Origin of the sequence: Bifidobacterium gallicum DSM 20093 = LMG 11596, assembly GCF_000741205.1 — a bacterium.
Classification (GTDB): Bacteria; Actinomycetota; Actinomycetes; order Actinomycetales; family Bifidobacteriaceae; genus Bifidobacterium; species Bifidobacterium gallicum.
The window spans coordinates 184705-198080 of sequence record NZ_JGYW01000005.1 but is presented as its reverse complement, the minus strand read 5'-3'; the positions used below and the strand labels follow the sequence as shown (position 1 = coordinate 198080).

At 56.2% G+C, this 13376-nt stretch carries 13 protein-coding genes; all 13 read left to right on the top strand.

Features of this window, described 5'->3' with window-relative positions:
• Positions 1 to 86 precede the first annotated feature (86 nt).
• Positions 87 to 815 carry a CDP-alcohol phosphatidyltransferase family protein gene (locus BGLCM_RS05305; protein WP_069187325.1) on the top strand — a complete coding sequence of 243 codons (729 nt, stop codon included), beginning with the start codon at positions 87 to 89 and terminating at the stop codon, positions 813 to 815.
• 18 nt (positions 816 to 833) lie between these two features.
• A complete protein-coding gene (locus tag BGLCM_RS05300; RefSeq protein ID WP_148401521.1) occupies positions 834 to 1934 on the top strand; it encodes a phosphatidylinositol mannoside acyltransferase in 1101 nt (366 codons plus the stop codon).
• 20 nt (positions 1935 to 1954) lie between these two features.
• Positions 1955 to 3187, top strand: a complete 1233-nt coding sequence (locus tag BGLCM_RS05295; RefSeq protein WP_006294620.1) for a glycosyltransferase family 4 protein — start codon at positions 1955 to 1957, stop codon at positions 3185 to 3187.
• 68 nt (positions 3188 to 3255) lie between these two features.
• Positions 3256 to 4011: a YebC/PmpR family DNA-binding transcriptional regulator gene (locus BGLCM_RS05290; RefSeq protein ID WP_006294619.1), complete on the top strand. Its 756-nt coding sequence runs from the start codon at positions 3256 to 3258 to the stop codon at positions 4009 to 4011.
• A gap of 6 nt (positions 4012 to 4017) precedes the next feature.
• The gene (ruvC, locus tag BGLCM_RS05285) at positions 4018 to 4602 is read left to right on the top strand and encodes a crossover junction endodeoxyribonuclease RuvC (RefSeq protein WP_006294618.1); all 585 of its coding nucleotides are present in this window, start codon (positions 4018 to 4020) and stop codon (positions 4600 to 4602) included.
• Positions 4603 to 4805: 203 nt separating this feature from the next.
• Positions 4806 to 5444 (top strand): Holliday junction branch migration protein RuvA, encoded by a 639-nt coding sequence (ruvA, locus tag BGLCM_RS05280; RefSeq protein WP_006294617.1) that lies wholly within the window; start codon positions 4806 to 4808, stop codon positions 5442 to 5444.
• A 97-nt stretch (positions 5445 to 5541) separates the two neighbouring features.
• Entirely contained in the window at positions 5542 to 6612 is a 1071-nt protein-coding gene (ruvB, locus tag BGLCM_RS05275; RefSeq protein WP_006294616.1) for a Holliday junction branch migration DNA helicase RuvB, read from the top strand.
• A gap of 59 nt (positions 6613 to 6671) precedes the next feature.
• Positions 6672 to 7160: a preprotein translocase subunit YajC gene (gene yajC / locus BGLCM_RS05270; protein WP_006294615.1), complete on the top strand. Its 489-nt coding sequence runs from the start codon at positions 6672 to 6674 to the stop codon at positions 7158 to 7160.
• A 170-nt stretch (positions 7161 to 7330) separates the two neighbouring features.
• A complete protein-coding gene (locus tag BGLCM_RS05265; RefSeq protein ID WP_044085094.1) occupies positions 7331 to 7933 on the top strand; it encodes an adenine phosphoribosyltransferase in 603 nt (200 codons plus the stop codon).
• An 83-nt stretch (positions 7934 to 8016) separates the two neighbouring features.
• Entirely contained in the window at positions 8017 to 9216 is a 1200-nt protein-coding gene (gene sucC / locus BGLCM_RS05260; protein WP_006294613.1) for an ADP-forming succinate--CoA ligase subunit beta, read from the top strand.
• Positions 9213 to 10133, top strand: a complete 921-nt coding sequence (sucD, locus tag BGLCM_RS05255; RefSeq protein ID WP_006294611.1) for a succinate--CoA ligase subunit alpha — start codon at positions 9213 to 9215, stop codon at positions 10131 to 10133. Before sucC ends, sucD begins: the two co-directional genes overlap by 4 nt.
• Positions 10130 to 11674 carry a cell division protein PerM gene (locus BGLCM_RS05250; protein WP_006294610.1) on the top strand — a complete coding sequence of 515 codons (1545 nt, stop codon included), beginning with the start codon at positions 10130 to 10132 and terminating at the stop codon, positions 11672 to 11674. The genes sucD and BGLCM_RS05250 overlap by 4 nt, the downstream gene beginning before the upstream one ends.
• Positions 11625 to 13250 carry a bifunctional phosphoribosylaminoimidazolecarboxamide formyltransferase/IMP cyclohydrolase gene (gene purH, locus BGLCM_RS05245; RefSeq protein ID WP_044085020.1) on the top strand — a complete coding sequence of 542 codons (1626 nt, stop codon included), beginning with the start codon at positions 11625 to 11627 and terminating at the stop codon, positions 13248 to 13250. The genes BGLCM_RS05250 and purH overlap by 50 nt, the downstream gene beginning before the upstream one ends.
• Positions 13251 to 13376 lie beyond the last annotated feature (126 nt).

Sequence of the window (13376 nt, the reverse complement as noted above, 5' to 3'; positions counted from 1 at the left end):
ATGCGTGCCGTATGCAACGCGCTGCATTTATCGAATCATGCGGGTACGCTGCTGAGGATGGACATAGCGAGAAGGAGGATCCTGCCATGCTGGAGAAGTTGAGGCCGGGTTTCAAGCGCTTCATCGAACCTATTGCACGTGGCTTGGTCCGGCTTGGTGTTACCGCGAATGCCGTGACGGTTGTTGGCGCGGTTGGGACCACCATTGTCGGCATATGGGCCGGCCTGACCGGTTGGCTGTTCGAAGGTGCTGTGGTACTGACGCTGCTCGTGATTTTCGACTCGCTTGATGGCTCCGTCGCCGCTCTGACCACCGGTGGCACGAAGTTCGGTTCGTTCCTTGATTCCACACTTGACCGTGTTGCGGATTGGGGCGTCATGATGGGCGTGCTGATCTACTTCTATATGCAGCAGGTCGCGTGGAGCCAAGTAACGAACATGACGCGTAACGATTTGATCTCCATCGTAGGCATGTGCTGCACATTGTATGCCATGATGACATCGTTTGTCACGCCCTACGTGCGTGCCAAAGCGGAAAGCTTGGGCGTGGACGCCAAGGGAGGCATCGCTACACGCTCGGACCGATTGACGATTATCCTGATCGGCATGGCGCTGACCGGTTTGTTCCATGCCAACCTGATTCTTGTTGTCACGATGGCGTTGCTTGATTTGTTGGGCACGATTACCGTGGTCCAGCGCATCATGGAAGTGGACCATGGTATTGACGAAGAACCACGTCAACATGGTCAGATGGATGCATACGGATATGTGCATGAGCATGAAGAAACCATGGAAGCACACGCTGACGAACGCTAAGGAAAGCGACTGGCATGGATGAAATCATGGTATGGATCGCGCGGCATGCCAAGTATGTGCCGGAAGGCGCTGGTGCGGGCGGTGTTTGATGCAGCCGCACAGGTCACATGGCTTTGCCACCCCGCATCGGTACGCCAGCTGGAACGTAACCTCGCGCATGTGACATCGGACAGTGCACAGGGCGACGGCATCACTGGGCAATCAGCTTGCCATGTGATGCCGCCCAAGGGCACTGCGGCCTACCGGCGACTGCGCACACTGTCACGTCAAGCCATGCGCTCGTATTTTGCATATTTTGCGGAAGCCATGACTGTGGCAGGTCGTTCGCGCCAGCAGCTGCTAACCCGTACGCGCGGTGCGGGATATGGTCTCAAACCGTTGATGGCATGGTGCCGTGAGCATCATTCATCCGCTCCTTTGGCCATGGGACACCAAGGCAATTGGGATTATGCGGGATTATGGGGTGGTGAACATGGTGCCCCAGTGGTGACCGTGGCCGAACAGCTGACCAATGCGCAACTGCTGGACACGTTCATGCAGATTCGTGAAGAACTCGGCATCCACATCATGCTGGCTGGGTCGGGACACGTTACGCAACGGCTTGAGCGCAGACTGGTGCAGTCGCCCTGCCTGGTACCGCTGCTGGCTGATCGTGACCTTGGCAGCCATGGCGAATTCGTCCAGGCATTCGGATCGATGATCCGCGTGGCCAGAGGGCCCGCAGTGTTGGCATTGCAAACGGGATTGCCGCTATATGTGGTCAACATGTATCGCGAGCGTTTGCATGGAGCACGACGCAAAACTGCAGGATGCGGCTATGGGTATGTATTGCAAGTGCGTGGACCTGTGCTTGTCGATCACGATCTTGCCACCATGGACCATGATCAAGCCATCCATGAGCTGACCCAAGCCTGGGTGGATATGTGGAGTGAAGGGATTCGTGAACATCCGCAGGATTGGCATATGATGCAACCGATCTTTTTGGAAGATCTCGATATGAACCGATTGAAAGGGGTTCCCGACGCCGTACGTGATTTGCGCCATGCCATGGATGATGCATCGCGCAACAGTGACGATGCTGATTCAAGCAGTCAAGATGAGGTGAACAGGACACAGTGAGCACTACCACACAATCCATCATGTCGGTGAAGGACCAAGCACAAATCGACCCTCTGCATATCACTCGTGGACCATCGGGCGCCGCACAATTCAATCGTGCGTTGCGCATCGGCATTGTGTCGCCCTACTCGTTTGAAACGCCGGGCGGTGTGCAGAACCATATTCGCGATTTCGCGTTGCAGCTGATGGATCGTGGCCATCAAGTGTCGGTGTTCGCTCCAGGGCGTCGCACCAAAGACATGCCGTTATGGGTACAAACCACGAATTCATCGTTTGCCGTGCCCTATAACGGGTCTTGGGCTCATTTGAGCTATTTCCTCGCAGCAGGCCATGAGACACGCCGTTGGGTACGTCAAGGCCATTTCGACATTGTGCATTTGCATGAGCCGGAAGCGCCGTCGTTGGCCCATAAACCGATCATGATGAAAGATGCACCACCATTGGTGGCCACGTTCCATGCGTCCATTGAGCCGTATCCTCGTGCGTTGAAACTGTTTGAACGCTATCTCAACCGCTGCCTGGAACCTATTCGGGAAGCCATTTTTGTGTCTCCTGCTGCGCAACAGACGGCAGAGCATTATTTGCCGCAGCAGATTACACGCCAAACGATTCCCAACGGCATAGACCGTCATAGTTTCACCGACGCCTCATCCAAAGGCCAATGGATGGCGACGCATGAGCGACCGACCATTGGTTTTCTTGGCCGCATGGGGGAGGAGCGCAAAGGATTCCGAGTGTTCGCGGCTGCTGCCGCGCAGGTGCTCAAGCAGGTTCCACAAGCGCGATTCTTGTGTGCTGGCGACGGAGAGGATGAAGCGCGGCGCATGGTCGAGGAACTTGCAAAAACCGACAACATCGATGCTGCACAGTTGCTTGATCATATGGAGTTCCTTGGGCGTATCAGTGATGCCGACAAAGCCTCCTTCTACCATTCGTTGAGCTGTTATGTGGCGCCGCAAACCGGCGGTGAGAGCTTCGGTATTGTGCTGGCTGAAGCCATGGCGGCAGGATGTCCTATTGTCGCCTCCGATCTTGATGCGTTCGTCAGTGTGACGGAACAAGGCCAAGATGCTCAATTGTTCGCCGTGGGACAGCCCGATGATTGTGCAAGGGCCATTCTTCAAGTGCTCAATGATCGGCGGCAAGGACAGCAGTTGTCGGCGGCGGGATTGCGGCGTTCGAAAGACTTCGATTGGCCCACAATTACCGACCAGGTCCTTGAGGTGTACGCACGCGCATTGGGCCATAAGTAAGTCTTGTCGTTGAACCGCCATAGAATCTATTCGTTTGTATTCATCCCGTCAACGCCTAGGAGCAATTCATGTCCGGACATTCCAAGTGGGCGACTACCAAGCATAAGAAGGCTGCCATCGACGCTAAGCGTGGCAAGCTGTTTGCCAAGCTCATCAAGAACATCGAGATCGCAGCCCGCCAAGGTGGTGGCGATCCCGACGGCAATCCGTCGCTGTATGACGCCATCTACAAGGCCAAGAAGGCTTCCATGCCGGCCGACAATATCAAGCGCGCTGTCAAGCGCGGTTCTGGTGAAGAAGCCGGTGGCGCCAATTACGAGGACATCGTCTATGAAGGATATGCTCCCGCAGGTGTTGGCCTGATCATTGAATGCTTGACTGATAACCGTAACCGTGCAGCAGCTGAAGTGCGTTCCACGCTGACCAAGGGCGGCGGCTCGTTGGCCACTACGGGTTCCGTGAGCTTCAACTTTGAGCGCAAGGGTGTCATCGTCGTGCCGTCCGAAGGTGTCGATTTTGACGACCTGTTTGAGAAGGCCGCCGAAGCTGGCGCCGAGGATGTGACGGATGACGGCGAAACCTATTCCGTCATCACCGATCCGTCCGATATGCTGGCTGTGCGCAAGGCACTGCAGGATGCCAGCATCGATTATGATTCGGCTGACATGGTCATGATGCCGAAGAACGAAGTTGAGCTCTCCCTTGAAGATGCCCGCAAGGTTTCCAAGCTTATCGACAACCTCGATGACTTGGATGATGTGCAGAACATCTACAGCAACTGGACCGCTTCCGATGAAGTCATGGCCCAGCTTGATGAGGAGTAATCAGGCATGATTATCCTTGGCGTCGATCCCGGGCTGACGCGCTGCGGGGTCGGCGTGATTGAAGCCGGCGTGAATCGCCGGCTTTCGTTTATGCATGTGGATGTGGTGCGTTCCGATTCCCACATGCCGCAAGATTTGCGTCTGTTGACGGTCTATAACGGGTTGTGTGCCAAGCTTGATGAGTTCATTCCCGATGTGGTTTCCATTGAGCGTGTATTCGCACAAGACAACCGCAGTACCGTTTTGGGCACAGCCCAAGCAGCGGGTCTTGCCATGTTGGGCGCCGCACAACGCGGCATTCCCGTAGCGTTGCATACGCCATCGGAATCCAAGCTTGCGATTACCGGCAATGGCAGGGCCGAAAAAATCCAGATGGAACGCATGGTGGCCCGGATTCTAGGCCTCAACCAGCTGCCCAAACCTGCGGATGCCGCGGACGCATTGGCCATTGCCATTTGTCACGCATTGCGACCGGCAGGTGCGATCCAAGGCGGCGAGCGCGAGCAGCATCTGACCGCGGCGCAACGTCAATGGGCGCAGGCGGCACAGCAGGCGAACCATAAAAGTGCGCGTAGTGGACGCGCCATGTAATCGTATAGACGCCTCATACCAAGAACGGACTGCACTTGAGCCCGTTCTACGTTCCATCGCGGCCTGGTCATGCGGGATGCGAACATCTGTTCGAACCGATATACTGCTACCAGAAGAGTACTCAGCAGCCCATGTCGACAATGGGTGTTGCGTGGTGTAGTGATGCATTGGCCTGGTGTGACCTTGCATGAAAGGGGACTGGCATGATTGGCATGTTGTCTGGTCAAGTGGCTGCGGTGGATACGGCTGCGGCGTTGATTGATGTGCATGGTGTCGGGTATGAGGTACGCATGGCTGGCGCTGATTTGGCCACATTGCATGTCGGGCAGGATGCCACAGTGTTCACCTCGATGTCCGTGTCGCAGGATGCGATCACATTGTTCGGTTTTCTTGACCATGCGGCGAAACGCATGTTCTTGCAATTGCAAAAAGTCAGCGGCATTGGTCCCAAAGTGGCGTTGTCGCTCTTGGGAACGCTTGATGCGGGCCAACTGGCTCATGCCATCTATGATGGTGATGCCACGGCATTGGCCAAAGCGCCGGGACTGGGCAAGAAAGGCGCCCAGAAAATCATTCTTGAACTTAAAGGCTCTCTGGATTTGGCTGCGTTGGACGATGCTTCAGGGTCGGATACGTCTGTTGCCGCATCGGCGCATGCACCTGAGGACCGTGGCCGTTTGGATGTGGTGGAAGCATTGATTTCGCTGGGTTGGCGTCAGCAAGATGCGCAACACGCTGTGGACAGTGTGATTCATGAGCAGGATTTGCCCACACCGTTGGCTGCCGACATGGTGCCTGAGGTGCTACGCGCCGCATTGACATCGTTGGACAGTGGCCATTGACGGTTGGTAGGTATGGCCTGAGTGCAACCAGGCGCGGTATGTGCACTGAATGGTTCGCGGTTACTGAGGATTTCTGAGGAATGGTGTGGTGGAACATATGGAAGACATGATGCCCGGCATCAATAGCAATGCCAATGAAGAATCGTTACGTATGATGTCGGCTGCCCCTTTGGGCAATGAACCGGTCAGCGATGAGGAACTGCGTCCTCATGTGTTGGCCGGATTCATTGGACAACCGACACTCAAAGCGCAGTTGCAGCTGTTTCTTGATGCAGCGCGCAAGCGGGATGTACCGCCTGATCATATTTTGCTGGCGGGCCCTCCAGGTTTGGGCAAGACCACGCTGGCGATGATTGTGGCCAATGAACTCGGCGTGCCGATTCGTGTCACGTCGGGTCCAGCCATCCAGCATGCCGGCGATTTGGCATCGATTCTCAGTTCATTGGATGCTGGCGAGGTGCTGTTCATTGATGAGATCCATCGACTGCCGCGAGCCGCTGAAGAGTTGCTCTATATTGCCATGGAGGATTTCCGTGTCGATGTCATGGTAGGCAAGGGGCCGGGCGCTTCATCGATTCCGTTGACGTTGCCCAGGTTCACTGTCATTGGCGCCACCACGCGTGAAGGCATGTTGCCTTCGCCGTTGCGTGCACGATTCGGTTTCACCGCGCATCTAGATTTCTATCCGGCCGATGAATTGCGCAAATTGATTGAACGTTCCGCTGCCGTGTTGGGATTGGAACTGGAGCAGGGCGCTTCGCAACAATTGTCGTTGCGGTCGCGTGGTACGCCGCGTATCGCGAACCGGTTGTTGCGTCGCGTGCGTGATTGGGCCATTGTGCATGATTTACCGCAAGTGCGCGCTGATGATGTCTGTGAAGCGTTGGCGTTGTACCAGATCGATACCGAAGGGCTGGACCGGCTTGATATCGCCGTGTTGACTGCGATTGTCAAGCAGTTCAATGGCGGTCCTGTGGGATTGAACAATTTGTCGGCGATGGTCGGTGAGGAAGCGGAAACGGTGGAAACGGTCTGTGAACCGTATCTGGTGCGTGAGGGCTTCCTGATTCGCACGCCCAAAGGCCGTGTTGCCACACAGAAAGCATGGCAGCATCTGGGCTTGACGATGCCTGATGCGCAAGATGCTGATGTCAGCAAGTTATTCTAGACTGATAGGCCGTGAAGCATGACCTTGCTTGACGTCGCACTCGACTAAGGAGCCAAGAGGTGCAATATTCCTTCCTGATTATCCTGCTCGTTTTCATGATTGTCATGATGTTCGTCCAATCACGCAAAGCCAAGCAGCAGCAACAGGAGAAGCAGAACTTCTACGCCACGCTCGAGCCGGGCACCGAGGTCATCACTATTGGTGGCGTCATTGGCAAAGTGGTGTCTGTGGATGAAGAATACGAGGAGATTGTTATCGACTCGGAAGGCTCCCATCTGCGCTTCACGTTCAAAGCGGTTTCGCGCGCCTATGTGCGTCCGGCTTTTGTGCATGACGATGAAGTCGACGAAAACGGCAATCCGTTGCCGCAGGATTCCCCAGAGCCGTCCGACTCCGAACCGGAACAGATTGAGTCGGCTGAAGTGGTGGAAACCAGCACGGAAGGACTGCCATACGGAGCCCGCGAAGTGGAAGAGTCGCAAGTCGAAGCGACGACCGATACTGAGGAATCTTCCGCTGACCAACCTTCCAAGGCCGACCAGCAGTAATCGTAATCATCCGCTCTGGATGCAGCCTGCCCACGGTGTACAATACGGATGGCAAGCGTGGCATGCATGCGCATCGCATGCCACGTCAACCATGGATTTGGATTGTGTTGATGCCGTGTCATGCAGGTGACCGTCCGTGCCAAACCCAAGAATGTGAGATGGGATTGCCCATGTCTTCTACCGATATCGTGCTGAACGCCGATTTTGATATCACCAGCGAGGATATTGCTATTTCAGCGGATGACTTCGAATATTTGGTCTCCAAGATTCGTACCATTCCGGATTTCCCAGCCAAGGGCATCCTGTTTCGCGATTTCATGCCAGTGTTCGCCGATGCCAAGGCGTTCAGCATCCTCATGCATGCCATGGAGGCTGCATTGCCGGTGCCTGTCGACCAAATTGATGTGGTAGCCGGACTTGAAGCCCGCGGCTTCCTGTTTGGACCAGCGTTGGCCGCTCATTTGGGCAAGGGATTCGTGGCGGTCCGCAAAGCCGGCAAACTGCCGCCTCCCACGAAAAAGGAATCATATTCGCTCGAATATGGTGAAGCCGCGATTGAAGTGGAATCGAACATCATCACCGAAGGCCAGCGTGTGCTGATTGTCGATGATCTGATTGCCACAGGTGGATCGGCGCGTGCTGCACGCAATCTGTTGCAAGCATGCGGTGCCACGATTGCGGGTTTCAGTTTTGTCATGGAACTCGATGGTCTTGACGGCATTGAACGTCTTGGCGATTATCCTACGAGTTCATTGCTGCGCATGCCGGCATAAAATGAAACAATCAGGGTGCATCGCACCCTGTTTTTGTATAACGGTAAGGCAAATACAACACACCATTACACAGAGGAGAAGTGATGGACCTCTATGAATATCAGGCGAGGGAACTGCTGCAGGAAGCGGGGATTCCTACGCCTGAGGCCATCTATGCCCGCAATGTCGAGGAAGTAGTAGAGGCGCTGCCCAGCATGGGATTGCCCGCTGTCATCAAGGGACAGGCAAAAATCGGGCATCGTGGGCAAGCCGGTGCGGTGCGCCTGGTGCGCACTGTGGAGGAAGCCAAGGCGGCGGCCGAGCATATCCTGCCGATGTCCATTCAGGGCCATGAAATCAATGGTGTGTTGGTTGCCCAGGCCAAAGACATTCGCAACGAATACTATGTGTCGATTTCCGTGGATCGTTCCACACGGAGTTTCTGTGTGCTGGCCACCTCACAAGGCGGCACTGAGGTTGAGCAGATCGCACAGGAACAGCCTGACGCGGTCAAGCGTCTGCACATTTCCAAGCTTGAGGACTTTGATCAGGCTGCCGCCTTGGACATGGCTGCCCAGATTGGCTTTGAAGACGCCGATGTAGCCCAGGCTGGCGATATTCTGTACCGCATGTGGCAGTGCTTCACGACCAATGATGCCACGCTCGTGGAAATCAATCCGTTGGCCAATGTGGCTGACGAGGATGGCAACCTGACCTTATGCGCATTGGACGCGAAGGTGTCGCTTGATGGCAATGCGGCATTCCGCCATGATGGCTGGCAGCGGTTCACTGATACTCGCGTGGCCGATACGCTGGAAGCCCGTGCCCAAGCCGCAGGCATGCATTATGTGCATCTTGATGGCCAAGTGGGTGTCATTGGCAATGGCGCCGGACTTGTGATGAGTTCCATCGACGCCGTGACGTTCGCAGGCCGAGCGCAAGGCAACGGCATTAGTGCCGCGAATTTCCTTGATATCGGAGGTGGCGCATCGGCTGAAGCGATGTGTCGCAGTCTTGAAACAGTGTTGGCCGATCCCAAAGTCGAATCGGTGTTCATCAATGTCTATGGCGGCATCACGTCTTGTGAACAAGTGGCATTGGGCATTCTGCAGGCCATTGAGGAACTGGGCGTGTCAAAACCTCTGGTGGTGCGTTTCGATGGCAATGCGGCCAGTGAAGGTTTGCGCATCCTGCGCGAGTCAAAGCTTGACACAGTGCATGTGGCCGAGACGATGGAACAAGCTGCCACCCAGGCCGTAAGCTTGGCAGCATCCGTTCTGCACAACACGGAGGAGACGAAATGAGCGCATTCATTGAAGACAACGCCCCGGTCATTGTGCAGGGCATGACTGGTCATCAGGGCATGACGCACACGTTGCGCATGCTCAAGGCCGGAACGAATATCGTGGGCGGTGTCAATCCACGCAAGGCCGGAACCACAGTCCTGTTCGAAGGCGCCCACGATGGCGAGGACGTGCACATTCCTGTGTATGCCACGTGTGCCGAGGCCAAAGAGGCTACGGGAGCGAAAGCCAGTGTCGTGTTTGTGCCACCACGGTTCGCCAAAGACGCTGTGGTGGAAGCCATTGAAGCGGGCATCGAGCTCATTGTCGTCATCACGGAAGGCATCCCCGTCAATGATTCCGCCTATTTCGTGGAACTCGCCTTGAGCCGCGGCGTGCGCATTGTGGGACCAAACTGCCCGGGGTTGATGACACTTGGCGAATCGGAGCATGCTCGCGGAGTCAATTTGGGTATTATCCCTGATGGCATTGTGTCCCGTGGTCCCTTGGGGCTCGTGTCCAAATCGGGTACGTTGACCTATCAGATGATGGCCGAGTTGTCGGATATCGGTTTCACCGCATGCCTTGGTGCCGGTGGCGACCCGATTGTGGGCACGATGCTGCGTGAAGCGTTGCAGGAATTCGAGCAGGATGACGACACTAAAGCCGTCATCATGATTGGTGAGATTGGCGGCAAAGCCGAACAGGAAGCCGCGCAGTGGGCCCATGACCATATGACGAAACCGGTGGTCGCCTATATCGCCGGATTCACCGCTCCGGAGGGCAAGCAGATGGGTCATGCCGGCGCCATCATCTCCGGTGGCAAAGGCACTGCTCAAGATAAGAAGGAAGCGTTGGAAGCCGTAGGCATTCCTGTTGGCAAAACACCGAGTGAGGCTGCGCGCCTGATGCGTGAGGTGTTGGCCCAGCTGTCATGATGAACAACCGTGCGCTGCAACAATGTCTGAGGGGAGCGGCGGCCTCCGCCGTTTCCCTGGCCGTATTCTGCCTGCCATTGGGATGTTTTCTTGCATTGGCGTTGCTGATCGTGTCCATGGAAGAAAGTGGCGTCAATCTGTCGTCTTCAACGGTTCCGTTGACGCAAATGGTGATGATGCTCACCCAAGGCGTGGGCTTGCACACGGATTCGCTGACTACAACGATCATGCCGTTGCTGCTGACTTTCCTGATGATTGTGCTGATCCGCGCGTTCACGATCCGGTTTAAACTCGATTCCGTGGCCGCATGGATTTGCGGCGTTGTGGTTTGGGTGGGATTGCAACTGGCATTGACACGGTCCGCCACGTCATTGCTCGTGGATTCCACCGGGCTCATCATGGTCAAAACCGCTCTCGTGTTCACGTTGGGGTTTGTATGGGGTACGGTGCCGGGATCGTTGACTGTGGGGCGTGTCAAGTTGTATTTGCATACGCATGTCTCCAAACCGCTGCGCCATACATTGATGGCCGGCTTGCGTTGTGCATGCATCCTGTTGGGCGCTTATCTGCTGTGCGGCCTGGTCACGTTGATTTGTTGGGTGGCGATGGGTGCCCAGGGCATGGGCAATATTTGCAACCAGCTTGCCATGCAGAACGGCTCTCGCGTCATCGTGTTCATCATGGCGTTGGCTTGGCTGCCCAACTTGTGGTTGTGGGCATTGTCCTGGCTGTTCGGCGCGGGGTTCCATATCGGGTCCCTGGCCACGTTCTCACTGTGGCAAGGCTCAATCAAAGGACTGCCGGCACTACCCGTGTTCGGTTTGTTCCCCACGGCGGTGCACAGCGACGCCCTGCGTTCGTTGTTCTTGTCTTTGCCGTTGGTGATCAGTGCGGTCGTGGGATTGTCGGTGTTTGTGTTGCGTCGTGGTTTTCCCATATTTTCCGCTGATTTCCGTACGCATCGACATGACTCAACCAACCGGAGCAATGCCGCCCGTGTCGTAGAAAGCCATAGCGGATCGACGAAGAACACGCGAACCCGCGAACCAGCCACCAACAATGACAAGGCACAAGATCAGCGGTCCGGCCAGCCTTCACCATGGGATGACGGCATGCGGCAATGTGTCAATTGCGCCTATGCGGCTGGCGCGTTCTGCATGATCGCCGCCATAGTCTGTTTGACGTTAAGCGTGCTGTTTGGCGTTTCCGATGGTGCACTGGGTGAGAATCGCCTTGCCCATGTTGGTGTGGATGTGACAGCATCGACGTATGCCGTGGCGCGACCAACCGCTATCGGGTTGTTCGCGGCGTGGTTGTGCGCTGTGGTGGTCGCAGCCGCCGTATTCGGCGTGCGTGTGTTGATGGCGCGACGTGCACGGCAACAGATTTCCGCTGGTGCGACAGCATCGGCAGAACCCGAAGAAGAAGAGAAGAGAAAAGTCCACACGCCTCGTGTGGTCAATTCGAACCCCACTATGAAGGAGCACAACGGTGACAACGAACCGACCATTACGACGAGCCCTCGTATCGGTCTTCCATAAGGAAGGCATTGAGGTTCTCGCCAAGGCCTTCATCGCAGCCGGTACTGAAGTTGTTTCCACGGGATCACCCGCACATCGTCTGGCGGAGCTTGGTGTGAATGTCACCGAGGTCAGCCAGGTCACCGGATTCCCCGAATGCCTCGACGGTCGAGTCAAAACATTGGATCCGCATATCCACGCCGGCATCCTTGCCGACATGACGAACGCCGACCATGCGGCACAGTTAGAGCAATTCGGCATCAAGCCGTTCGACCTGGTTGTGGTCAATCTGTATCCGTTTGCGGATACCGTGCGTTCCGGTGCAGACAAGGACGCCATTATCGAAAAGATCGATATTGGCGGACCGTCGATGGTGCGTGGCGCCGCGAAGAATAGTGCGACGGTGGCGATTGTGACCGATCCGGCCGATTATGCGCTGGTAGCCGCACGCATTGAGAATGGCCAAGGCTTCTCGCTTGAGGAACGTCGCTGGCTGGCTGGCAAGGCTTTCGCCCATACGGCGGCTTATGACGCTACCATCAACGAGTGGACGAGCGCCAATTGGACCAAGCCCGCAACCATTGCCTCCGATGGCGCACCGCAAGATGAGGCTCAGGACACCGATACGTTCCCTGCCACGTTCACGCGCACTTGGGACCGTGCCCGCGTGCTGCGCTATGGTGAAAACCCGCATCAGCAGGCGGCGTTGTACACTGATCCGCTTGATACCGCCGGCTTCGCCCATGCCGAACAGCTTGGCGGCAAGCCCATGAGCTACAACAATTATGTGGATGCCGATGCGGCATGGCGTGCCGTATGGGATTTCCGCGGACAGATCGCTGTCGCTGTCGTCAAGCATAACAATCCTTGCGGTTTGGCCATTGGCCAGACCGTAGCCGAGGCGCATCGCAAGGCCCATGCGTGCGACCCGATGAGCGCTTATGGTGGCGTGATCGCAGCCAACTCCACGGTGACGATGGAAATGGCCGAGCAGGTCCGTCCCATTTTCACCGAGGTGATTGTGGCTCCCGATTATGAGCCGGCGGCCTTGGAACTGTTGCAGACCAAGAAGAAGAACCTGCGTATCCTCAAAGTGGCAGAACCGGCCATCAACGCGCAGCAGTTCCGTCAGATTGATGGTGGTCTTCTCATGCAGTCCACTGATCTGATTGATGCTGAAGGTGACGATCCGAAGACGTGGACACTTGTTGCAGGTGAGCCGGCTGACGAAGCCACACTCAAGGATCTTGAGTTCGCATGGCGTGCAATCCGCTGCGTCAAGTCGAATGCGATTCTCATCGCGCAGGATGAAGCCACTGTCGGTATTGGCATGGGACAGGTCAACCGCGTGGATTCCGCCAACCTGGCGGTGGAACGCGCGAACACGCTGGATGAGGGCCGCAATCGCACTCAAGGCGCAGTGGCCGCATCCGACGCGTTCTTCCCATTCGCTGATGGTGCGCAAATCCTGATTGATGCCGGTGTGAAAGCCATTGTGCAGCCGGGTGGTTCGATCCGTGATGAGGAAGTGTTCGAAGCGGCACGCCAAGCCGGTGTGACGATGTACACCACGGGTACGCGCCACTTCTTCCACTGATTCACCGCATAATCCAGTGGCAATCCAACCATGATTGCTTTGCTCAACACCGGCATTTATGAATGCATGCGAGTAGGGTAGAGCGCATTGGATGGCAAACGGGTCCGGTGTGCGACTGATGTCAGC

What these genes read in the sequence shown, in the direction of transcription:
- BGLCM_RS05305 (WP_069187325.1), top strand. Translation starts at nt 87, where the DNA reads ATGCTGGAGAAGTTGAGGCCGGGTTTCAAGCGCTTCATCGAACCTATT.
- BGLCM_RS05300 (WP_148401521.1), top strand. Translation starts at nt 834, where the DNA reads ATGAAATCATGGTATGGATCGCGCGGCATGCCAAGTATGTGCCGGAAG.
- BGLCM_RS05295 (WP_006294620.1), top strand. Translation starts at nt 1,955, where the DNA reads ATGTCGGTGAAGGACCAAGCACAAATCGACCCTCTGCATATCACTCGT.
- BGLCM_RS05290 (WP_006294619.1), top strand. Translation starts at nt 3,256, where the DNA reads ATGTCCGGACATTCCAAGTGGGCGACTACCAAGCATAAGAAGGCTGCC.
- ruvC (WP_006294618.1), top strand. Translation starts at nt 4,018, where the DNA reads ATGATTATCCTTGGCGTCGATCCCGGGCTGACGCGCTGCGGGGTCGGC.
- ruvA (WP_006294617.1), top strand. Translation starts at nt 4,806, where the DNA reads ATGATTGGCATGTTGTCTGGTCAAGTGGCTGCGGTGGATACGGCTGCG.
- ruvB (WP_006294616.1), top strand. Translation starts at nt 5,542, where the DNA reads ATGGAAGACATGATGCCCGGCATCAATAGCAATGCCAATGAAGAATCG.
- BGLCM_RS05265 (WP_044085094.1), top strand. Translation starts at nt 7,331, where the DNA reads ATGTCTTCTACCGATATCGTGCTGAACGCCGATTTTGATATCACCAGC.
- sucC (WP_006294613.1), top strand. Translation starts at nt 8,017, where the DNA reads ATGGACCTCTATGAATATCAGGCGAGGGAACTGCTGCAGGAAGCGGGG.
- sucD (WP_006294611.1), top strand. Translation starts at nt 9,213, where the DNA reads ATGAGCGCATTCATTGAAGACAACGCCCCGGTCATTGTGCAGGGCATG.
- BGLCM_RS05250 (WP_006294610.1), top strand. Translation starts at nt 10,130, where the DNA reads ATGATGAACAACCGTGCGCTGCAACAATGTCTGAGGGGAGCGGCGGCC.